We start from the raw sequence: 19875 nt of genomic DNA, 5'->3' as shown, positions 1-19875 counted from the left end.
CTTGGGCTAATGGTGTCGGCAGGAGAGTGTTACTACTATCCTAGCCACACTTTCAAACAATTGTTTAACTCTTAGCCCGAGGTTTTGTTATGAACTATTACGCCGCACCGGTACGCGATATGCGCTTCGTGCTCGAAGAGCTACTAGCGCACCGTTCGCTCAGCCTACCGGGCTTTGAAGAAGCCACGCCTGATCTCGTCGAGGCGGTACTCGAAGAGGCCGCAAAACTTGCCGGTGATGTCTGGGGACCGCTTAACAAGATTGGCGACCAGCAGGGGACTACACGCCACTCAGATGGCAGCGTGACCACTCCGAAAGGCTTTGCGGCGGCTTACCAAGCGTATGTCGAGGGCGGCTGGAACGGGATTGGTGTATCAGAAGCGCTTGGCGGGCAGAACCTGCCTGAGGTGGTCGCCAGCGCCGTCCAGGAGATGCTTCACGGCGCCAATATGGCGCTAGGCCTGTGCCCGATGCTGACCGCTGGTGCCATCGAAGCGCTGGCCCATCACGGCAGTGAGGCACTCAAAGCGACCTATTTGCCCAAGCTGGTGGAAGGCAGCTGGACGGGCACCATGAACCTGACCGAATCCCAAGCGGGGTCGGATCTCTCCCAAGTGCGCACTCGCGCCGTGCCTGAAAATGACCACTACCGCATCAGTGGACAAAAGATCTATATCACCTGGGGCGAGCACGATGCCGCCGACAATATTATCCACCTGGTATTGGCCCGCAAGCCCGATGCGCCGGAAGGCAACAAAGGCATCTCACTGTTCTTGGTGCCCAAGTTTCTGGTCAATGACGATGGCTCGCTGGGTGAGCGCAACGATGTCACCTGTGCCTCTATTGAGCACAAGCTGGGCATTCACGGCTCGCCCACCTGCACCTTAAGCTTTGGCGAGAACGGCGGTGCCATTGGCTACTTGGTCGGCGAAGAAGGCCGTGGTTTAAACCACATGTTCACCATGATGAACGAAGCGCGTCACAAAGTCGGCATTCAGGGCATTGGCGTGGCTGAGCGCGCCTGCCAGCATGCTTTCGCCTACGCGTTGGAGCGTCAGCAGGGTCGCTCGCCAAAATCACGCGGCGGTCAGGAGTGTGCCATTAGCGACCATCTCGACGTGCGCCGTATGCTGCTCTCCATGCGTTCGCGTACCGATGCGCTACGCGCGCTGGCGCTGTACTGCGCCGCTGAGCTGGACACCGCCCGCCACGCTGAAAGTGACGATGCCCGGCAAACTGCCCAGGCCCGCGCGGATATTCTGATTCCGGTGATCAAAAGCTTCTCCACCGATCAAGCGGTGGATATCGCCTCGATGGGCATTCAGGTACACGGCGGAATGGGCTACGTTGAAGAGACTGGCGCAGCGCAACTGCTGCGCGATGCCCGCATCGCGCCGATTTATGAAGGCACTAACGGCATTCAGGCGCTCGATTTGGCGGGCCGTAAGCTCCAGCGTGACAACGGCGAAGCGCTCACGGCGCTGCTGCATGACGTTGCTGCCACCGTGGAGCAGTTAAACGCCGACCCCGCCTTGGCAATACTCGGGAGCAGCCTGGCTGGAGGGCTTGAGGACTTAAAAGCCACCCAAGCGATTGTTCTCGAACAAGGCAAAGACCCCGAAAACGGCGCTGATGCCGTTCAGGCTTATGCCACGCCGTTCCTTAACTTAGCAGGGCATGTGCTGTGCGCGTGGCAAATGGGCCAGGCGGCGTTGAGTGCCAAAGCTGCGATTCAAAACGGCAGCGATGATCCCTTCTATACTGCCAAAATGCGTAGTGCCGAGTTTGCCATCACCCAATGGCTGCCGGTAGGTCGTGCTCAGCGTGCGGTCATTGAGGCGGGGATACAGTGCCTAAGCGAATTTGAGATTCGTTAGCGTTATTTTCTCAGCTCAGCACCGCCGCCCCTAGAGGCGGCGGTGCTGTTTTAAGGTTATTAAATCTAAATCGGCCGCTTGAAACAGCGACACCAATAACCGCCTAGTATGGATAAATAGTACTGATAACTAGTATTGCTAATCGATAGGGAGAGAGGGCATGAGCGATCAATTAATCGGTGTAGTAGGGGCTGGCACCATGGGGCAGGGCATCACCCAAGTGGCGGTTGCCAGCGGTTTTCACGTGCGCCTTTATGATGTGGCCGAAGAGCAACTCAGCCGCGCCGAGGCGGCTATCGACAAAGGCCTGGGAAAGCAGGTGGCCAAAGACAAAATTAGCGAGGCGGATAAAGATGCTGCCTTGGCGCGGCTCTCCACGACCACCACGCTGGATGCCCTGAGCGACTGCGCGGTGATTATTGAGGCCGCCCCCGAGCAGTCTGAACTCAAAGAGCAACTGTTTCGCGATCTAAGCCGCTTGAGCAGTTCCGCAATTTTAGCCTCCAACACTTCGTCGCTATCACTCACCCGCTTGGCGGCGGTGTGCGAGCACCCCGAGCGCGTCGTGGGTATGCACTTCTTTAACCCAGTGCCGGTGCTCAAACTGGTGGAAGTGATTCGCGCTGAACAGACCGCGGATAAAACCGTTGCCGAGATTGAAGCCCTTGCCCAGGCGTTAGGTAAAACCGCCGTGCCGGTGGGCGACGCGCCAGGTTTTGCGGTGAATCGCCTGCTGGTACCGATGATCAACGAAGCGGTGTTTATCGTTCAAGAAGGCACCGCGACGCCGGAGGCGATCGATGAGGCGATGAAGCTTGGCGCCGCTCACCCCATGGGGCCACTGGCACTAGCAGATTTGGTTGGCCTGGACGTTTGCTTGGCGATTATGGAAGTGCTTCAAGAAGGCTTTGGCGACCCCAAATACCGCCCTTGCCCACTGCTCAAGCGCATGGTCGCAGCGGGATACCTAGGGCGTAAAAGCGGGCGAGGATTTTATCACTACGATTAGCTTGCAGTGACGTGAAGAGCGCGGCATAAATAAGTCATTGCCACTCAACCAAGCGTTCGCTAGGGTTGGGTGGTGTTCACTTTAATGTTCAATAACAAATCAAATAAGGAGCCCGCCATGAGCGAAGCAGTGATTGAAAAGGTTGATAACGATGGGATGGTGCAACTGACCATCAATCGTCCTAAAGCGCTGAATGCCCTAAACAGCGAAGTATTGGCCGCGCTGGAAGCGCACTTGGTCGAGCTTGAGGCCCACCCCCATCTACGCGGTGTAGTGATTACCGGCGCGGGCGAAAAGTCCTTTGTGGCCGGCGCCGACATCACCGAAATGCGCGATAAAACACCCGAAGAAGCGCGAGCTTTTGCCAGCCAAGCGCTGAGAACCATTAAACGCCTAGAGACTTTACCCGTGCCGGTGGTCGCGCTGGTGAACGGGTTTTGCCTTGGCGGCGGCTGCGAACTGGCACTGGCCTGCGATTGGGCCGTAGCCAGCGATAACGCTGTATTTGGTCAACCGGAAGTACAGTTGGGCGTCATCCCCGGCTTTGGAGGCACTCAACGCCTGCCGCGCCGGGTTGGCCCTGCCATGGCGATTGATCTGGCGACCACCGGGCGCAAAATTGACGCCCAAGAGGCGCTGCGTATCGGCCTGGTAAACCGGGTAATGCCCCAAGCGGAGCTTGAGGGCTACGTTGAAGAACTCACCAACCAGCTTAAAGGCAATGGCCCGCAGGCGGTCCGCAGTGCCAAGCAGGCGGTCCACGACGGGCTGGATCAAGACCTGAATAGCGCCCTGGCGCTGGAAACCAGCCTGTTTGCCCTATGCTTCGCCGGTGGCGAGCAAAAGGAGGGCATGTCAGCGTTTGTTGAGAAGCGCAAAGCCAGATTCTAAAGGTTGCTCGTTTCAATTTTGCTTATTTAGGGGGTGGCGCTTGCGTCACCCCCGTTTTATGCTCAAAGGCTAATGTAGTAAGCCGCTATTTTCCCTACACAAGGAGCGCTGCATGTTTGATCTGTATATTGCCAATAAGAACTACTCTTCCTGGTCGTTGCGCCCTTGGGTGCTGATGAAAGCGCTGGAGGTTCCGTTTAATGAGCATCTAGTGCCGTTTGAGGGTGGTTTTGGTGCTAGTCATGAGGCGTTTAAGCGGTTTTCGCCCTCGGGCCTGGTACCGTGTTTAGTTGACGGTGATATTGCCGTATGGGATTCATTGGCCATTGTCGAGTATGTGGCCGAGCAGCACCCGAACGTTTGGCCGAATGATAAGGCCGCTCGGGCTTGGGCACGCTCCGCGACAGCAGAGATGCACAGCGGCTTTGGTGCACTGCGCGACGAGTGCTCGATGAACTGCGCTGTGCGGGTTGAATTGAATAGCTTATCGGCCAAACTCAAAGCCGATTTGGCTCGCTTAGATACGCTGTGGCAACAGGGGCTTGAGGGCTTTGGCGGTCCGTTTTTGGCGGGTGAACACTTTTCAGCAGTAGATGCGTTTTATGCCCCTGTGGCGTTTCGCGTGCAGACTTTTAAGTTGCCTGTTAGTGAGGCTGCCCAGGCTTATGTGGAACGCCTGATAGCGCTTGATGCTATGCAAGCATGGTATCAATCTGCGCTGGAAGAACCATGGCGTGAGCCTATGCACGAGGCCGAAACGTTAAAAAATGGCGTTCTGAAAATCGATTATCGCAAGTCTTAACTTGCTTTGCCGTTCACCAAGGCCACCCTACATCGGGTACACTGGCGCAAATTTTCGTTTGGAAAGTCCCATGGCTCTTAGCGCAACGCCCTATAAAGTTGATATTAATCTGACCGACCTGGATCGCGGGGTGTATGAAACACTGCGTTTTACCGTGGCGCGTCATCCGTCAGAAACCGAAGAGCGCATGACCGCGCGCTTGCTTGCTTATGTGCTGTGGTACAACGAATCGCTGGCCTTCGGGCGGGGGCTTTCCGATGTGGACGAGCCGGCGCTGTGGGAGAAAAGCCTAGATGGGCGTTTGCTTCACTGGATTGAAGTGGGCTTGCCTGATGCTGAGCGTATTACCTGGTGTTCTCGCCGCGCGGAACGCGTGTCTCTACTTGCCTACGGCCGGGTAGATTTGTGGGAGAGCAAAGTACTGGCTAACGTAGCCTCGCTAAAAAATGTGCATGTGGCGAAACTGCCCCAGGAAGCGCTAGCGACCATCGCTAAAGACCTGCCAAGGGCGATTAATTGGGCGGTGATGGTCAGCGAAGGGTCGCTGTTTATTACCGATGAAAACGGCCAGCATGAAATTACCCCGCAGTGGCTACTACGCGACCGCTAAGCATTCGCAGTTTTTGTCTATTTCCACCATTGGTGAGGGAGGTAAGGGGTAACCTAATGTTTTTGTGATAGCTAAAAAAATAGACTTGCTATCTTTTTGCACAATTACATACAATCAACAATGTTTGTTGTTAATTGATGCCTTAATGACCCGACTCTACTCCCTCAACTCAAGGAATGAGTAATGACCAGCTACTCCTCTGCACGGTGGCCACTGCTCTCTCTAGTGGCCGTTATTGGTCTACTGCCAACGCTGGCGCAAGCAGAAAATAACGTGCTGTCGATTCAGCACGCCAATGATGGCTTGGCCAGTAGTGATGATGGCCACTATACCAGCGGCTTTGAACTTAATTGGGCGTTTGAGCCCAAGGCTGAAAGCTGGGCACAGCGCCTAGCCACTACGTTGCCTGATAGCATTATCGGCAGCGCTGATATGGCCGCTTTTCGGCTGGTACACCAGATCTATACGCCGAATAACATCGAGCAGCGTGGTTTGATTGAAGACGATCGCCCTTACGCAGGACTCGTTTACGGGGGGCTTTCGCTTTACGAAGATGTGCCGATGGGTAGCTGGCGCCAGGCCACCGACCTGCATCTGGATATTGGCTTAGTCGGCCCCTCTTCGCTTGCTGACAGCATTCAGCGTGAAGTGCATCGGATCACCGAGAGTGATCGTCCCGATGGCTGGGATAACCAGCTGGGCGATGAAGCCATCGTCAATGTTGCCATGCGCCGCCAGTGGTGGCAGAGCGCCACATTGATGGGTAAGCAATTTGCTCACGGCCCTAACGCCGGAGCTGCCCTGGGTAATCTGTATACTTATGCAAGCGCCGGTTACAGCGTGCGCTGGGGCGATGAAGCGCCGGGTATCCCCTCTCTCAGGCCCAACCCTGGTAGTCGCCACCATATGACTGGAAACGACGGCTGGCAGTGGTACCTGTTTGCCAGCGTAGAAGGCTACTATATGGCCCAAAACCTGACGCTTGATGGTAATACGTTTAGAAATAGCCACTCGGTCGACCGCAAAGAGTGGGTGGGCGATGTCTCAGCCGGGCTGGCACTGGCCTGGGAAGATTGGCAAGTCACTTACGCTGCTATACAGCGAACGCGTGAATTCGACGCTCAGGACGAACAGGATAAGTTTGGCGCGATCACCCTATCTAAACGCTTCTAAACGGCTACCGTTCCATACATACTCCGATGAAGAGGGCAAGCGCCCTCATGTAACAGTTCCTATGCCCAGTGGCGGCAGAGCCAGTGCTAAATATCTTCTTAGCTAATACAGTAGACACAGGGCTGTTAGCCTAGGCTGTGTGGTAGGCAAGTGTTTTTTATATCGCTTGATGTCTAAGGAGAAAGAACATATGGATCTGGTATTTTTTAATGGCTGGGGCAGCTTATTACGCGTTCTAATCATCGGGTTACTGGCATATGCAACGCTGGTGCTCTTTCTGCGCCTGTCAGGTAATCGTACGCTTTCGAAAATGAATGCTTTCGACCTAATCGTAACGGTTGCGCTGGGTTCAACTCTGGCGACTGTTCTCCTGTCTAAAGATGTTGCGCTGGCTGATGGTGCGGTCGCACTAGCGCTATTGATCTCGCTCCAATTTGTGATTACCTGGACTAGCGTGCGATTTCGCTGGGTACGTCGGTTAGTCACTGGCGAGCCACTGATGCTGCTCTATCAGGGGGAGTTTCTATCCACACCACTGCAACAAGCGCGGGTCACTCAAGACGAAGTTTTAGCGGCTATCCGCAGTAGCGGCCTTAATGATGTGACTGCGGTAGAAGCCGTTGTGTTAGAAACCGATGGTTCGTTGAGTGTCGTCAAACGGCAGGCAGAAAGTCGCCATTCGAGTTTAGAGGGCGTTCGTGGGCCGCATTAACGTCATACCCATCCGATTCATTTTCCTAATTTATTTTAATTTTAATGTTCACGCTTGTGGCTGACGGTGATACTCTCTGCCGCTTTCCATGCATGCTAAGGGTAACGTGTGAAAATCAAAGCAGACCTGTCGATTCTCGATATCATCGTTCATCTGATTATTTGGGTGGTGCTGAGTTTTATCACTTTTGGGATAGCGCTCTTTTTCTTCCCCTATTCATTTTCGCGGTTTGTGATTAACCGCACCTCAGTCGTGGATGCGACTGGCATCGAGCGAAAAATGGTCTGCGATATCAACCTATTCAGTAATATCGGCCACATCATCTTATGGATGCTGATTTCGCTGGTTACCTTCGGCCTAGGGTATATTTTCTACTTCTATCGGGTATGGAATTACGCGTTGAATAACTCGCGGGTCGAGTGATTTCATACGATAAGCTGGTTTGATTGACACCCGGTGATGAGAACATTATATTTTCGGAAATAAAAATTACTATCATTGGCTTTTCCGTTAATAACAGTTTTCCGCTCCGGGATCAATATGCACACTACAACCTTTTGTTTGCGCAAAATGCCACGCGCTATTGCGATAGCTTCTCTGCTAGGCACCTCCGCTTATGCTGTGGCCCAAGACGACCTAAATACTCCAACCGTTGAGCTGGATACGGTCGAGGTAACAGCAGAATCCACTGGCCAATTCGGCTATATCGAAATGGAAGAGACGCCTGGTGTTGGCAAAATGAACGTGCCGCTAAAAGATCAGCCATTCTCCATCTCGGTGGTGGACGAGCAGTTCATGCAGGATACCGGCAGCAAAACGATTCAGGATGCGCTGTTGTATACCCCAGGCGTTTACGCCGGTAACTTCGGGTTCGATACGCGCATAGACGGTGCCTCGGTTCGCGGTGTTACGGCAGGCCGTTACCTTGATGGCCTGCGTCAGCTTTACGGCTCTTACAATTCAGTGCGCACCAACCCCTATGCGCTCGAAAGCCTGGAAGTACTGAAAGGGCCGTCTTCCATGTTGTACGGTCAGGCGGATTTGGGCGGCGTCATCAATGGGGTCTCCAAACTGCCTGAAGAAGAGTCCAGCGGCGAGGTATGGGCACAATATGGTTCCCATAACCGCAAACAGCTCGCTGTCGATGTCACCGGGGCTGCTGACGAAGAGGGCAAGCTGCTTTACCGCCTGGTGGCCCTGAAGCGTGACAGCGACACTCAGGTGGATCACGTTGAGGACGATGGCTATTTAGTCTCACCCTCACTGACCTGGCGACCCAGTGATGATACCGAAATCACGCTGTTGGTTAACCGCCAAGAGAATAAAGGCCAGGTATCTGCGCAGTTCCTGCCCCAGGCGGGCACATTAGAACCGGGTTCACAGGGCTTTATCGGCTCTGAGCGTTTTGTCGGCGAGCCGGGATGGGACCGCTATGACCGCGAAAAAACCGAGACCACGTTGTTCTTCGATCATCAGTTGAACCGCGACTGGGCGTTTTCCGCCACTGCGCGCTACACCGACTCCAGCACGGAAACCCGCGAGCACTGGGTGACTATCTCAAGTGCACCGGATGCTAATGGTGAGGTGCCTCGGACGATTTATACTGCTGATGACGAAACGCAAATTTTCAATATCGATGCCCGCCTGGAAGGGGAGTTTGAGTTGGGTGATACTCAGCATAACCTGATTGCTGGTATCGATAGGCAGGATGCTCACTGGGAACGAAACAATAATGGTTCTGCAACTGGTGGCACGATTGATGTCTATGACCCTGAATACGGCAACTTGCAATTGGAGGCACTTGATCCTTCGGGGCAATCGGGTAATGAAATTGAGCAGGTAGGTATTTACTTGGCTGATCATATCGAAGTCAGCCGGGTAGCGGTGTCAGCGGGCTTACGCCACGACTGGGCGGAAAATCGCAAATTATCGGTGTCTGAACCTGATGAGGTTTACGAACAAGAAGCCACTACTGGGCGTCTTGGCCTAATGTACCGCTTTGATAACGGCATTTCGCCTTATGTGAGTTATTCGGAATCCTTTACCATGAATCTGGGCGATGACGGCACCGCCAACCCCAGTGCGCTTGAGCCAACGACCGGCGAGCAGGAAGAAGCGGGGATCAAGTACCTGTCACCGGACAAGTCGCTGGCTATCAACGCCGCGTATTTCGATATCACCCAGGAAAACCGGGTCAGCGACGGCGCTACGCCGGGAGGCGTTGAGCAAACCGGCGCAGTCATCGACGGCTGGGAACTGCAGGTAAACAAACGCTGGCAGGACTTTGAAACCCAACTGGGTTACACACACATGAATGCCGATGATGCAAGCTCTGGCGAGCGGCTACCATACGTTGCGGAAAAACAGGCGTCCTGGTGGAACAAACTCTACCTAGGCAATAACTGGCGATTTGGTGCCGGAGTTCGCTACATCGGTGACAACGTAGGCTCGGGTGGTGCGCCTAAGGTGCCTTCTGAGACCTTATTTGACGCCATGATCGGCTATACCGTCGGGCAGTGGGATCTAAGCCTGGACGCCAAAAACCTGACAGATGAAGAATTTGTCTCTTGGTGCCGTTACGAAGGCGGTGACTGTGGCTATGGCGAGCGACGCAACGTAACGGCTAACGTGCGTTACCAGTTTTAAGATGTGATGAATCGCCTTTAGAACATAAAAGGGCCTACGCTGAGTGATCACGCGTAGGCCCTTTTTTTACGGTTTTTTGCGGCTATTTACTCACCATCAGCCAGTTTATCCTGCGTTTTGAGCTCAAAGTCGCTGGCGTCGTGGCGTTCATGCAACTGCTCGTGGGGTTCGCCCCAGGTGCGGTTGACCATACGGCCACGCTTAACGGCAGGGCGCTCATCGAGCTCCTCGGTCCAGCGTAGAACGTTCTTGTAGGTGTGAGCTTCCAGGAACTCTGCCGCCTCGTAAACGCGGTTTTTTACCAGCGCGCCGTACCAGGGGTGAATCGCCATATCGGCAATGGTGTACTCGTCGCCCGCCATAAAGCGGTTTTCTGCCAAGTGGCGGTCTAGCACGTCAAGCTGGCGCTTTACTTCCATGGTGTAGCGGTCGATTGGGTACTGATAGCTTTCCGGTGCGTAAGCGTAAAAGTGACCAAAGCCGCCGCCCAGCATCGGTGCGCTGCCCATTTGCCAGAACAGCCAGGACAGGCATTCGGTGCGTGTCGCTGGGTCGGTGGGCAAGAAGGCGTTAAATTTTTCAGCCAGATAAAGCAGGATGGCGCCGGACTCAAACACCCGCTGGGGTGGGGTGGTCGAGTGATCCATTAGTGCGGGTATTTTGGAGTTGGGGTTCACCTCCACAAAGCCGCTGCTGAACTGATCGCCTTCGCCAATTTGAATCAGGTGGGCGTCGTACTCGGCACCTGTTATGCCTTGTTCCAGCAGCTCTTCGAGCATCACGGTGACTTTGACACCGTTAGGGGTGGCAAGGGAGTAGAGCTGGAGAGGGTGTTTACCTACCGGCAGTGCTTTGTCATGGGTAGGGCCTGCAATCGGGCGATTGATATTGGCAAATTTACCGCCATTGCCCGGTTCCCATTTCCAAACGCGGGGTGGGGTATAGGTATTGTCGCTCATTCGTTTCCTCGCTATAAAGAGTCTATTGATGATAAAGCGGCTACTAGGGGGCTGGAGATTAGCCTGATAATAAAGTAGCTCATTTTCCATAGAGGTGGCGGATGCGTGTTATTGGCGTGCTAGGCGGTATGAGCTGGGAGTCGACCCAAGGCTACTACCGAGCCCTAAACGAGGGCGTCAAAGCGGCGCTAGGTGGCTTTCATTCGGCTAAGATCGTGATGGTTAGCGTCGACTTTGCCGACATCGAAGCGCTGCAGCAACAGGGCGATTGGCACGCCGCTGGTGAACTGCTGGCCAGCGCTGCTCAAAGCGTCGAACGCGCGGGCGCCGATTGCCTTGTGATTGCCACCAACACCATGCATAAGGTAGCGCCCGCTATCGAACAGGCCATTGCTATTCCACTGTTGCATATTGCCGATGCCACGGCTGAAAAACTGACGGCGGACGGAATGACTCGCGTCGGCCTATTGGGTACGCGCTTCACAATGGAACAGGACTTTTATATCGGCCGCTTGGAAAAGCAGTTTGGCATCGAAGTCGTGGTGCCCGATCAGCCTGAGCGTGACACTATTCATCGGGTAATTTTCGATGAACTCTGCCAAGGCCACATTGAAGATGCATCGCGGCAGCGCTTTTTGGCCATCATTGATTCACTCCATGCCCAAGGCGCCCAGGCGATTATTTTGGGCTGCACCGAAATCGCCATGCTGATAAGTCAAAGCGATACCACTGTGCCGCTTTACGACACCACCGCGCTGCATGCACAGCAAGCGGTGGCGTGGGCACTCAATGATTAAGCCAAGTAATCAATAAATTAGGCTACGACCTTTATACCAGTGTCAGGGTGACGTCGATATTACCGCGAGTCGCATTAGAGTAGGGGCATACAACGTGGGCTTTATCGACCAGCTGCTGGGCAACGTCTTTATCAAGGCCGGGCAGGCTGATTTTTAGTTCAACTTCAATACCAAAGCCGGTTGGGATAGCGCCAATACCGACGTGGCCATCAATTTGCGTCTCTTCAGGCAGTTTGACTTTTTCCTGGCTGGCTACGTGCTTTAATGCGCCTAGGAAGCAGGCCGAGTAGCCAGCGGCAAAGAGTTGTTCGGGGTTGGTGCCATCACCGCCTGCGCCGCCCAGTTCCTTAGGCGTGCTGAGTTTGACATCCAAGGCCCCATCCGATGATTTGGCGGACCCTTCGCGGCCACCCGTGGCGGTGGAATGGGCGCGGTACACAACGTTTTCGATCGATGTAGACACAGTATATCTCCTATCAGCGTTATTGATTATGCCGGTGTGATTGGCGTACTTCTCATTCCCGTCGCCTTGCAACGTGCCTTTCAAATTAGCGCAGCTTTATTTTGCGCGCAAGTTAAATGACAATAAAACTTAGCTACCTCGTCGTTATCCGAGGTGGTTACTGATTTTTTTGTAAGCTATCGCGCAGACGCACCAAATCCTCTTTCAGCGTTGTGAGCGCCTCGACAGACTGCTCGCTGGCATTTACCACGCAGCTAGGAATACTGTGAGCGTGTTCGCGTAGGTTTTGGCCCTTTTCAGTCAGATAAAGCTCAACGACGCGTTCATCTTGATAACTGCGCTTTCGGTTCAGCAGTTGATCGGCTTCAAGGCGTTTAAGCAGCGGCGTCAGTGAGCCTGGATCAGTTAGTAGGCGCTTACTCATGGTGCCTACCGTGATGCCATCTTCTTGCCACAATACCAGCATGGCAAGGTATTGGGGGTAAGTAAGCCCAAGCTCTTTGAGCAGCGGCTTATAAACCTTCGTCATCATTAGCGAAGTTGAATAGAGCGCAAAGCAAAGCTGATTATCGAGCTCTAATTCACTGCAAGAAGGTTGCTCAGACATAGCGGCTCCAAAAAAGTAGACAGGCTAATGTAGCGTGATGATCCGCCAGTGACTAGGCCTAGACGATGGTCGTAAGTTGGCAGTTTTGTTTTGACACGCGTAGGGCAGGTGGCTAGCCTTCGCTTACTGAATGTTACCGGTAACAAGCTGCCGGTCATTGAATTAACTATTAGTAGTTCATTGATTATAGTAGTTCAGTGATTAACGACTCAGCCATCAACAACTCAGCCATTAACAACTCAGTTATCAACAACAACGAGTATTTGGAGAAACGCTATGACCGCTATTTGGCGCAACACGCTTACCCTCGTCGGTGCCACCACCCTGACCTTTGGCATGGCGCATGCTCAGAGCCCAGAGCTCTCTGATCCGCCGGAAATTGACGGTGAGGTAGTCGGTGATCACGGCTCGCACACCCTACGCATGGGCATCGGCCTTGCGGAAAGCTCGCCGCAGTATCTATCCAGCCAATACTTTGGTGAGATTCTTGAGCAGCGCACCGACGGTCGTATCAGCGTTAACGTTTTCCCTAACAGCCAGTTAGGCGACGACGTGCAAATGCTGGAGATGCTGCAAACCGGCACGCTGGATATGACCTACCCCTCCAGCTCAGCTGCTACCGGCTACGTTGAAGAGCTGGCTGCTTTCGATCTACCGTTCCTGCTGCCTAGCCGCGAAGCCGCTGTGGCCGTGATGCAGAGCGATGTTGCTCAGAACATGCTCGATGCTTTTGAAGGGACGGGACTGAAAGCCTTGGCCTTCTCTGAAAATGGTTATCGTCAGCTTTCCAACAGCGCTCGCCCGATCACTAGTCCTGAAGATGTAGCGGGTCTGGATGTGCGCGGTTTAAGCGTGCGTACCATGGAAAATCCAGTGCACTTGGCCATTTGGGAAGCCCTGGGCGCCAACCCAACGCCGATGGCCTTTGGCGAGCTGTTCTCTGCGCTGGAGCAAGGCGTTGTCGATGGCCAGGAAAACCCCTGGAGCACCATCCTGACCTCTAACTTCCACGAAGTGCAGGATTACGGCACCGAAACCCGCCACGTCTACACCCCGTTTATCATGATGCTTTCCGAGCGTACCTGGGACCGCATGGCGCCCGAGTATCAAGAACTGGTGCAGGAAGCAGCGCGTCAATCAGCCGAGTATGAAATCCAGCTCTCGGCTGAATACGACGATTGGTCACGGAATCAGTTAGCAGAACGCGGTATGCAAATTACCCGCCTTGACGACGAACAGCTAGCCGCTTTCCAAGACGCCGTTCAACCGGTTTATGAAGAATGGGCGCCGCGCATTGGCGAAGATTTGATCGCCGATATCCAGCAGATTGTTGAAGATAGCAGCAACTAAGCTATTCGTTTAGCGCGCCATCGGGCAGGCCTTTGTGCCTGCCCGTTGTGTCAGTGCCCTGGAGTTTTCTATGCCTCTCTCTTCTACGTCCGCGCATACCCCGACACCGATTGAAGATCCGTCGGTATACCTGGACGACCCCAATCGCAAATTATTGGAAATCGATACCGATAATCGCCATGGTCCGGCGCTGTTTCGCTGGCTGACCTTGGGCATGGAGTATTTGATCGGGGTTATTTTAGTCGCGCTGATTGCATCGGTTTCCTGCAACGTGGTGGGGCGCGCGCTGTTCAATCACTCGCTGCCGTGGGCCGATGAGTTGGCGCGCATGCTGTTTGTATGGCTGGTGTTTATCGGCGCCGCCGCGGCATTTTCTCGCTACGAGCACATTGCCGTCGACGCCCTGGTGCGGCGCTTGCCGCTGCGTCTGGCGCATATCCTTTATTTCTTGCAGCACCTGATCATCACCGGCCTGATGGGGGTCATGATCTGGGGCGGCTATCAAGTGCTGGAGCGCTCAAGTGGACGCTCGGCGATCATGAACGTGCCGCTGAGTTTCATCAGCCTCTCGCTGGTGCTGTGTGTCATCTTTATTGCGGCGGTCGCGGTTTGGCGTATGTGGGTAAGCCTGACCGTTATTCGTCACCCTGAGCGGGAGCGCTAAGCATGCTGTGGATTTTTTTAGCTATTTTGTTGGCCTCCATTGTGATTGGGCTTCCCATCGCCTTTGGCTTAGGTGTGGCGGCGCTAGTGATGGCGGTACTCTCTGATATTCCGCTATCGATTATGATTGAGCAGTCGATCCGCGGAGTGAACAGCTTCCCGCTTCTGGCGATCCCGTTCTTTATTTTAGTTGGCGAGGTGATGAGCAACGGCGGCATTGCGCGGCGTTTAATGGAGCTGGCCGGTGCGCTGGTTGGCTCTGTGCGCGGCGGGTTGGGGCAGGTCGCGATCACCGGTTCGATGTTTTTTGGCGGCATTAGCGGTTCAGCGGTGGCCGACACGGCGGCTACCGGTGCAATGATGATTCCGTCGATGAAAGAGCAGGGTTACAGCGCGGCCAATGCCACCGCAATTAACACCGTCTCCTCGGTGATTGGGATCATTATTCCGCCGTCGATTCCGCTGATTCTGTACGGCATCGTCACCGAAACCTCCATTAGCCGCCTGTTCATTGCCGGTATTATTCCAGGCCTGTTGATTGGCTTTGCGCTGATGGTCACCACCTATGTTCTGGCCAAAAAGGATGGCGGCGGCGTGCGGCAGTTCCGTTGGGATCGTCTCTGGAAAGCCTTTAAGGATGCCTGGCTGGCGCTGGTGCTGCCGGTGATTGTGATTGGCGGCATTATCGGTGGCGTGTTTACCGCCACCGAAGCGGCTGTGGCGGCACTGCTCTACTCATTGGCTATTTCGCTGGTCGTTTACCGCGAGTTTAAGCTGAAAGCGTTGGGCGGAATGCTGATCCGTACCGCTCGGTTAACCGGTATGGTCATGATGTTACTGGCGTTTGCGACGGTGATCGCTTGGTTTTTAACCATCAATATGGTGCCGCAAACCCTGGTTAGCCAGGTGCAGGCGATCACCCAGGATCCCTTCCTGCTGTTATTGATTGTGGCCTTTTTGCTGCTGCTGGTGGGGTTTGTGATGGACTTAACCCCGGCGATGGTCATCATGGCCCCGATGCTGGCGCCCATTGTAACCTCGGTGGGCGTAGATGCCGCCTACTTCGGCGTACTGATGGCCTTTGTATTGGGCATTGGGCTATTAACTCCGCCGGTGGGCACCTGCCTTTACGTCGGCTGCGGCGTGGGTAAGGTCTCCATGGAGTCGCTGGTCAAAGCCATGCTGCCTTACTACGTGGCGCTGTTAGTGGTGCTAGTGTTACTGGTCGCCTTCCCGGGAATCGTGACGTGGTTGCCTGACCTAACCGCCGTGCGCGGCAATTAAGAGGAGAGCCTCTGTGAAGACACTCTCGCAGCGTATATTGGTAATGGGCGTGTCCGGCTCGGGTAAGTCGCACATTGGCCGTCAGGTGGCAGCTGAAATAGGCGCGACGTTTATCGATGGTGACGATCATCACTCGCCCGCCAACGTGACCAAAATGGCCAGCGGCACGCCGCTCAATGACGCTGACCGCAGCGAATGGCTGGATACGTTGGCGGCGCTGTTCGCCGAGTATCAAGCGCGAGACGCCTCCCTCGTCATTGCTTGTTCAGGGTTGAAAAAACGCTACCGCGAGCGGCTGCGCGAGGGCGACACGGCGCTGCAGATTCTCTATTTAGCGGGCAGCCGGGAGCTGCTGCTTGAACGCCTCGAAACCCGCGCAGGCCACTTCTTTAAAGGCGACACCATGCTGGCCAGCCAACTGGCTGACCTGGAGCCGCCCAAAGAAGAGGAGGCGTTCACCGCTTCGATTGCTTTACCACCTGAGGAAATCGTCCGTCAATTTGCTGCCACATTGCCGGTACCCAGCCGCTCATAAGCGAAAGGGAGAATAGGCACTGAGGCCTGCTGCTGGTTAGGCTAGGCCTCAATGCGCCCTCGTTGCAAAAGGCAGTCACCCCAGTGAAGAAAAAACGCCCCACCCTGCAGGATATTGCCGACCACGTAGGGGCTACCAAGATGACCGTTAGCCGCTGCCTGCGCGATCCGGAAACGGTATCGGCAGGCCTTCGCGAGCGCATCTTCTCGATTGCCGAGCAGCTTGGCTACATTCCCAACCGTGCCCCCGATCTGCTCTCCCGCGCCACCAGCCATTCGATTGGCGTGCTGGTGCCGTCGCTGACCAACCAGGTATTTGCCGATGTGATCGTCGGCATCGAGTCGCTGACGGAACCGGCAGGCTATCACCTGATGCTGTCGCACTATGGCTACAGCCCTGAACTTGAAGAGCGCAGTCTGGCTTCGCTGCTGTCCTATAACGTTGATGGGGTGATTTTGTCGGATCGCGACCATACCCCACGCAGCCTGCGCATGCTGGAAACCGCCGGCATCCCGATTGTGGAAGTCATGGATACCCACCGCCCTGCACTGCAACAGGCGGTGGGTTACGACAACGTGCAGGCCGCCTACGACATGGTGAGCGAGATGATCCGTCGTGGGCGGCGTCAGGTGATCTACCTAGCGGTGCGCTTGGATGAGCGTACTCGCCAGCGGGAGCAGGGTTATCGTCAGGCGATGGAAGAGCATGGGTTAAGCCCCGTTACCCTTCAAAGCACCCAGCGTTCTTCCTACAGCGTGGGCGCCGCGCTGTTGCAGCAGGTGCTCACCGATTACCCAGCAGCCGACGGGGTTTTCTGCACCAACGATGACGTCGCGGTGGGGGCTTACTTCGAGTGCCAGCGCCGCGGGGTTGACGTGCCGGAGCGCATGGCGCTGGCAGGCTTTCACGGCCACGATGTGGGACAGGTGATGAATCCAAGGCTTGCCAGCGTAGTGACGCCGCGCCGAGCCATCGGCGAAGCGGCGGCAAGGGAGTTATTAGCGCGGCTGCGCGGAGAGCCGCTGACCCAGCAAGTGGTCGATTTAGGCTATCGCATCGAAGCGGGAATGACGCTGTCACGCGATGATGATTCAAGGTAGCGGCTAGTGGTGAGAATGGCTAAAGTAGCCTTTTAATCCGTCGTGAGGCCACCGTGCAGATTACCCAACTCAACATCTACCCCGTTAAATCGCTCAAAGGCATCAGCGTTGACCAAAGCGTGCTGCAGGCGCACGGGTTAGCCTGGGATCGTCGCTGGATGCTGGTTGACGCTCACCAACGCTTCGTGACCCAGCGCCAACTGCCGGCGCTGGCAACCGTTGAGGTGGCGCTGACCGATGAGCACCTCGTGCTTTCGCATCCTAATATCGAGTCACTCAACGTGCCCTTGGCCGAGCCCGAGGGAAACCTGCGCTTGGTCAACGTGTGGAATGACCACTGCAAAGCGCTCCCTGAAAGTGAGGAGGTTTCACGCTGGCTAGAAGCCGCTTTGGGCGAACAGGGCCAGGGGTTGAGCTTGGTGCGCTTCGCGACTGACTTTACCCGAGCGGTTGAAGAGGATTTTCTCGACGGCGGGGCGGCGCACACCTATTTCTCCGACGGTTACCCTTTTTTGATAACCACCACTGATTCATTAAATGCCTTGAATCAAGCCTTGGTAGCCAAGGGACACACACCTGTGCCCATGAACCGTTTTCGCCCTAATATCGTGGTGGAGGGCGACGAGGCCTGGGCGGAAGACCGCTGGGCAACGCTGACAGAGCAAAACGGCGCCTTTCAACTAGCGCTACGCAAGCCCTGCAAGCGCTGTAAAATTACCACCATTGATCAGCACACGGCGGCGGTGCCTGACCCCGCCGAGCCACTGAAAACCTTAATGGCGTTGAACACACAGCCGACGTTAAAAGGCGCTTTTTTTGGTCAAAACGCCACACTGATCGCGGGTGACGGCAATGTTATTCGTGTGGGGGATACACTGGCGGCATCGCCCCGAGACGCCTAATGCGCAGTAGCTTGGTAGCGATAGCGGTACCGATCAGGGTAATGACCATACCGGCGATAATGTGTAGATTCAGCGTCTCGCCAAGCAGCAGATAGCCCCATATCAACGCACTGACCGGCACCAAAAAAGTGACTGTTGAGGTGGCCGTGGCGCCCGCGCTGGCGAGTAAGCCAAAGTAGAGCAGGAACGCCAGCGTGGTGCTGAGCGCCGCCAGTGCCATCGCATTTCCCCAGGCCAGTGGGCTGATAGGGACGCTTGGCCATAGCAAAATACCGGGAATTAGCAGCACTAGCGCCGACATAGCGCTACTGCCCGCCGCCAGCACCCGGGTGGGCAAGTGGCCGAGGCGCGTCTTGGAGTAGTTGCTCGCAATGCCGTAGCAGAACGTTGCTCCTAAGGCGGCCAGAATAAACCAGCCGTCGCCGCCCAGAGCAAAATCGAGCCGATCCGCAGAAAGCACATAGACGCCCAGGAGTGCCAGGGCTAAGCCTAAATACTGTTGGCGTTGCACCGCCGTGGCGAAAAAAAGCGCGCCTAGCAAAGCGGTGAAAATTGGCGTGGTAGCGTTAATCAATGAGGTAAAGCCAGCTTCCAGGCGCGTGGTAGCCAGCGCCAGCAATGAAAACGGCAGTACGTGATTGACTATCCCGAGCAGTAACAAGGGGCCTTTATGGTCCCAGATGAGACGCAGATAACGCAGGCTAATAAGCAACGGCATGAGCAGCAACGCGCCAAGACCCATGCGTACCAGTACCAAGGGCACTGCACCAAACTCAGGGACGGCAACGCGCATAAAGATAAATGACAGGCCCCACAGTGTGGAAAGCAGACTCAGACGCAGCGCATCAGCCGACGACATGGTGTGTCCTTAATTTGCGTTAGGTAGGGCGATTAGGGAGCTAACCAGCTTACGGCGGAATGCAGAGTGAAGGAAGCCCACCGTGATAGCTGATTCGGCACAGCGCCAAAAATCAGCTACGCTGGGTAAGGGGCTGGGGCGGCAACCGCCGTTAAGCCCTGTCTGAGTACATGTTTAAGCATATTAGCTACGCACAAGGAGTTGTTCATGGATCGTAAAGCTAGCGCACGTTGGGAAGGTGGACTCAAAGATGGCAAAGGCACCGTTTCAACCGAAAGTGGCGTTATAGATGCCCATTACTCCTTCAGCAAGCGCTTTGAGGATGAAAAAGGCACTAATCCTGAAGAACTAATTGGCGCAGCACACGCCAGCTGTTTTTCAATGGCACTTTCGATGATATTGGGCGATAAAGGGTATACCGCCGATTCGATTGAAACCAGCGCCAAGGTGACGCTTTCACAGAGCGATGCCGGGTTTGATATTTCCAACATTCATCTGGACGTTGTCGCTGCGATAAGTGGCGCCGACGATGCAGCCTTCCAAGAAGCGGCAGAAACGGCTAAAGCCAACTGCCCCGTCTCCAAAGTGCTGAACGCCGACATCAGTATGACGGCTACATTAAAAGGCTAAACGCGA

At 55.0% G+C, this 19875-nt stretch carries 21 protein-coding genes; 17 read left to right on the top strand and 4 right to left on the bottom strand.

The genetic code is table 11. The annotated features are described in order from the left end of the window. Positions 1-89: 89 nt before the first annotated feature. From HVA01_RS10095 to HVA01_RS10055, 9 genes are all read left to right on the top strand, one after another. Positions 90-1877 carry an acyl-CoA dehydrogenase gene (locus tag HVA01_RS10095; RefSeq protein WP_146875238.1) on the top strand — a complete coding sequence of 596 codons (1788 nt, stop codon included), beginning with the start codon at positions 90-92 and terminating at the stop codon, positions 1875-1877. A gap of 160 nt (positions 1878-2037) precedes the next feature. Next, positions 2038-2886, top strand: coding sequence for a 3-hydroxybutyryl-CoA dehydrogenase (locus HVA01_RS10090; protein WP_146875237.1), 849 nt, complete (start codon positions 2038-2040; stop codon positions 2884-2886). A 117-nt stretch (positions 2887-3003) separates the two neighbouring features. Further along, positions 3004-3777: an enoyl-CoA hydratase/isomerase family protein gene (locus tag HVA01_RS10085; RefSeq protein ID WP_146875236.1), complete on the top strand. Its 774-nt coding sequence runs from the start codon at positions 3004-3006 to the stop codon at positions 3775-3777. Positions 3778-3889: 112 nt separating this feature from the next. Continuing rightward, a complete protein-coding gene (locus HVA01_RS10080; RefSeq protein WP_146875234.1) occupies positions 3890-4579 on the top strand; it encodes a glutathione S-transferase family protein in 690 nt (229 codons plus the stop codon). Positions 4580-4649: 70 nt separating this feature from the next. Continuing rightward, positions 4650-5189, top strand: coding sequence for a YaeQ family protein (locus HVA01_RS10075; RefSeq protein ID WP_146875232.1), 540 nt, complete (start codon positions 4650-4652; stop codon positions 5187-5189). Positions 5190-5372: 183 nt separating this feature from the next. Continuing rightward, on the top strand, positions 5373-6362 hold the full coding sequence (locus tag HVA01_RS10070; RefSeq protein ID WP_146875231.1) for a lipid A deacylase LpxR family protein: 990 nt from the start codon (positions 5373-5375) through the stop codon (positions 6360-6362). Positions 6363-6552: 190 nt separating this feature from the next. Next, the gene (locus HVA01_RS10065) at positions 6553-7074 is read left to right on the top strand and encodes a DUF421 domain-containing protein (RefSeq protein ID WP_146875229.1); all 522 of its coding nucleotides are present in this window, start codon (positions 6553-6555) and stop codon (positions 7072-7074) included. Between the two features lie 108 nt (positions 7075-7182). Continuing rightward, entirely contained in the window at positions 7183-7497 is a 315-nt protein-coding gene (locus HVA01_RS10060; RefSeq protein ID WP_146875227.1) for a DUF6693 family protein, read from the top strand. Between the two features lie 117 nt (positions 7498-7614). Beyond that, on the top strand, positions 7615-9720 hold the full coding sequence (locus HVA01_RS10055) for a TonB-dependent siderophore receptor (RefSeq protein ID WP_146875226.1): 2106 nt from the start codon (positions 7615-7617) through the stop codon (positions 9718-9720). 86 nt (positions 9721-9806) lie between these two features. Here the strand turns inward: HVA01_RS10055 and yghU are convergent, their stop codons facing one another. After that, positions 9807-10679 carry a glutathione-dependent disulfide-bond oxidoreductase gene (gene yghU, locus HVA01_RS10050; RefSeq protein ID WP_146875224.1) on the bottom strand — a complete coding sequence of 291 codons (873 nt, stop codon included), beginning with the start codon at positions 10677-10679 and terminating at the stop codon, positions 9807-9809. Positions 10680-10780: 101 nt separating this feature from the next. On the opposite strand from yghU, the gene HVA01_RS10045 reads away from it, so the two are divergent. Further along, on the top strand, positions 10781-11476 hold the full coding sequence (locus tag HVA01_RS10045; RefSeq protein ID WP_146875222.1) for an aspartate/glutamate racemase family protein: 696 nt from the start codon (positions 10781-10783) through the stop codon (positions 11474-11476). Positions 11477-11507: 31 nt separating this feature from the next. On the opposite strand, the gene HVA01_RS10040 is transcribed toward HVA01_RS10045, so the two are convergent. Together HVA01_RS10040 and HVA01_RS10035 are read right to left on the bottom strand one after the other, a co-directional pair. Further along, on the bottom strand, positions 11508-11939 hold the full coding sequence (locus HVA01_RS10040; protein ID WP_146875221.1) for an organic hydroperoxide resistance protein: 432 nt from the start codon (positions 11937-11939) through the stop codon (positions 11508-11510). 157 nt (positions 11940-12096) lie between these two features. Next, the gene (locus HVA01_RS10035; RefSeq protein WP_146875219.1) at positions 12097-12546 is read right to left on the bottom strand and encodes a MarR family winged helix-turn-helix transcriptional regulator; all 450 of its coding nucleotides are present in this window, start codon (positions 12544-12546) and stop codon (positions 12097-12099) included. A gap of 276 nt (positions 12547-12822) precedes the next feature. Here HVA01_RS10035 and HVA01_RS10030 point away from each other — a divergent pair, with 276 nt between their 5' ends. The 6 genes from HVA01_RS10030 to HVA01_RS10005 all read left to right on the top strand — a co-directional run bounded on the left by HVA01_RS10030 (position 12823) and on the right by HVA01_RS10005 (position 18380). After that, entirely contained in the window at positions 12823-13896 is a 1074-nt protein-coding gene (locus tag HVA01_RS10030) for a TRAP transporter substrate-binding protein (protein WP_146875218.1), read from the top strand. Positions 13897-13966: 70 nt separating this feature from the next. After that, positions 13967-14560 (top strand): TRAP transporter small permease, encoded by a 594-nt coding sequence (locus HVA01_RS10025; RefSeq protein WP_146875216.1) that lies wholly within the window; start codon positions 13967-13969, stop codon positions 14558-14560. Between the two features lie 2 nt (positions 14561-14562). Beyond that, the gene (locus HVA01_RS10020; RefSeq protein WP_146875214.1) at positions 14563-15843 is read left to right on the top strand and encodes a TRAP transporter large permease; all 1281 of its coding nucleotides are present in this window, start codon (positions 14563-14565) and stop codon (positions 15841-15843) included. A 13-nt stretch (positions 15844-15856) separates the two neighbouring features. Further along, a complete protein-coding gene (locus HVA01_RS10015; RefSeq protein ID WP_146875212.1) occupies positions 15857-16378 on the top strand; it encodes a gluconokinase in 522 nt (173 codons plus the stop codon). Positions 16379-16461: 83 nt separating this feature from the next. Continuing rightward, positions 16462-17478, top strand: a complete 1017-nt coding sequence (gene gntR, locus HVA01_RS10010) for a gluconate operon transcriptional repressor GntR (RefSeq protein WP_146875210.1) — start codon at positions 16462-16464, stop codon at positions 17476-17478. Between the two features lie 53 nt (positions 17479-17531). Continuing rightward, positions 17532-18380 carry an MOSC domain-containing protein gene (locus HVA01_RS10005; protein ID WP_146875208.1) on the top strand — a complete coding sequence of 283 codons (849 nt, stop codon included), beginning with the start codon at positions 17532-17534 and terminating at the stop codon, positions 18378-18380. Here HVA01_RS10005 and HVA01_RS10000 read toward each other — a convergent pair. Continuing rightward, complete coding sequence (locus tag HVA01_RS10000) at positions 18334-19239, bottom strand: DMT family transporter (RefSeq protein ID WP_146875206.1); 906 nt, start codon at positions 19237-19239, stop codon at positions 18334-18336. The genes HVA01_RS10005 and HVA01_RS10000 overlap by 47 nt on opposite strands. 207 nt (positions 19240-19446) lie before the next feature. Here HVA01_RS10000 and HVA01_RS09995 point away from each other — a divergent pair, with 207 nt between their 5' ends. Further along, positions 19447-19869 carry an OsmC family protein gene (locus HVA01_RS09995; RefSeq protein WP_146875205.1) on the top strand — a complete coding sequence of 141 codons (423 nt, stop codon included), beginning with the start codon at positions 19447-19449 and terminating at the stop codon, positions 19867-19869. Positions 19870-19875: the final 6 nt, after the last annotated feature.

Source organism: Halovibrio variabilis, from assembly GCF_007991175.1.
GTDB classification, from domain to species: domain Bacteria; phylum Pseudomonadota; class Gammaproteobacteria; order Pseudomonadales; family Halomonadaceae; genus Vreelandella; species Vreelandella variabilis.
Note: the sequence above shows the minus strand (reverse complement) of the source record. Positions and strands in the feature narration are given on the sequence as shown.

What these genes read in the sequence shown, in the direction of transcription:
- HVA01_RS10080 (WP_146875234.1), top strand. Translation starts at nt 3,890, where the DNA reads ATGTTTGATCTGTATATTGCCAATAAGAACTACTCTTCCTGGTCGTTG.
- HVA01_RS10090 (WP_146875237.1), top strand. Translation starts at nt 2,038, where the DNA reads ATGAGCGATCAATTAATCGGTGTAGTAGGGGCTGGCACCATGGGGCAG.
- HVA01_RS10030 (WP_146875218.1), top strand. Translation starts at nt 12,823, where the DNA reads ATGACCGCTATTTGGCGCAACACGCTTACCCTCGTCGGTGCCACCACC.
- HVA01_RS10075 (WP_146875232.1), top strand. Translation starts at nt 4,650, where the DNA reads ATGGCTCTTAGCGCAACGCCCTATAAAGTTGATATTAATCTGACCGAC.
- HVA01_RS09995 (WP_146875205.1), top strand. Translation starts at nt 19,447, where the DNA reads ATGGATCGTAAAGCTAGCGCACGTTGGGAAGGTGGACTCAAAGATGGC.
- HVA01_RS10085 (WP_146875236.1), top strand. Translation starts at nt 3,004, where the DNA reads ATGAGCGAAGCAGTGATTGAAAAGGTTGATAACGATGGGATGGTGCAA.
- HVA01_RS10020 (WP_146875214.1), top strand. Translation starts at nt 14,563, where the DNA reads ATGCTGTGGATTTTTTTAGCTATTTTGTTGGCCTCCATTGTGATTGGG.
- HVA01_RS10000 (WP_146875206.1), bottom strand. Translation starts at nt 19,239, where the DNA reads ATGTCGTCGGCTGATGCGCTGCGTCTGAGTCTGCTTTCCACACTGTGG.
- HVA01_RS10070 (WP_146875231.1), top strand. Translation starts at nt 5,373, where the DNA reads ATGACCAGCTACTCCTCTGCACGGTGGCCACTGCTCTCTCTAGTGGCC.
- HVA01_RS10095 (WP_146875238.1), top strand. Translation starts at nt 90, where the DNA reads ATGAACTATTACGCCGCACCGGTACGCGATATGCGCTTCGTGCTCGAA.
- HVA01_RS10055 (WP_146875226.1), top strand. Translation starts at nt 7,615, where the DNA reads ATGCACACTACAACCTTTTGTTTGCGCAAAATGCCACGCGCTATTGCG.
- HVA01_RS10065 (WP_146875229.1), top strand. Translation starts at nt 6,553, where the DNA reads ATGGATCTGGTATTTTTTAATGGCTGGGGCAGCTTATTACGCGTTCTA.
- HVA01_RS10035 (WP_146875219.1), bottom strand. Translation starts at nt 12,546, where the DNA reads ATGTCTGAGCAACCTTCTTGCAGTGAATTAGAGCTCGATAATCAGCTT.
- HVA01_RS10045 (WP_146875222.1), top strand. Translation starts at nt 10,781, where the DNA reads ATGCGTGTTATTGGCGTGCTAGGCGGTATGAGCTGGGAGTCGACCCAA.
- HVA01_RS10025 (WP_146875216.1), top strand. Translation starts at nt 13,967, where the DNA reads ATGCCTCTCTCTTCTACGTCCGCGCATACCCCGACACCGATTGAAGAT.
- yghU (WP_146875224.1), bottom strand. Translation starts at nt 10,679, where the DNA reads ATGAGCGACAATACCTATACCCCACCCCGCGTTTGGAAATGGGAACCG.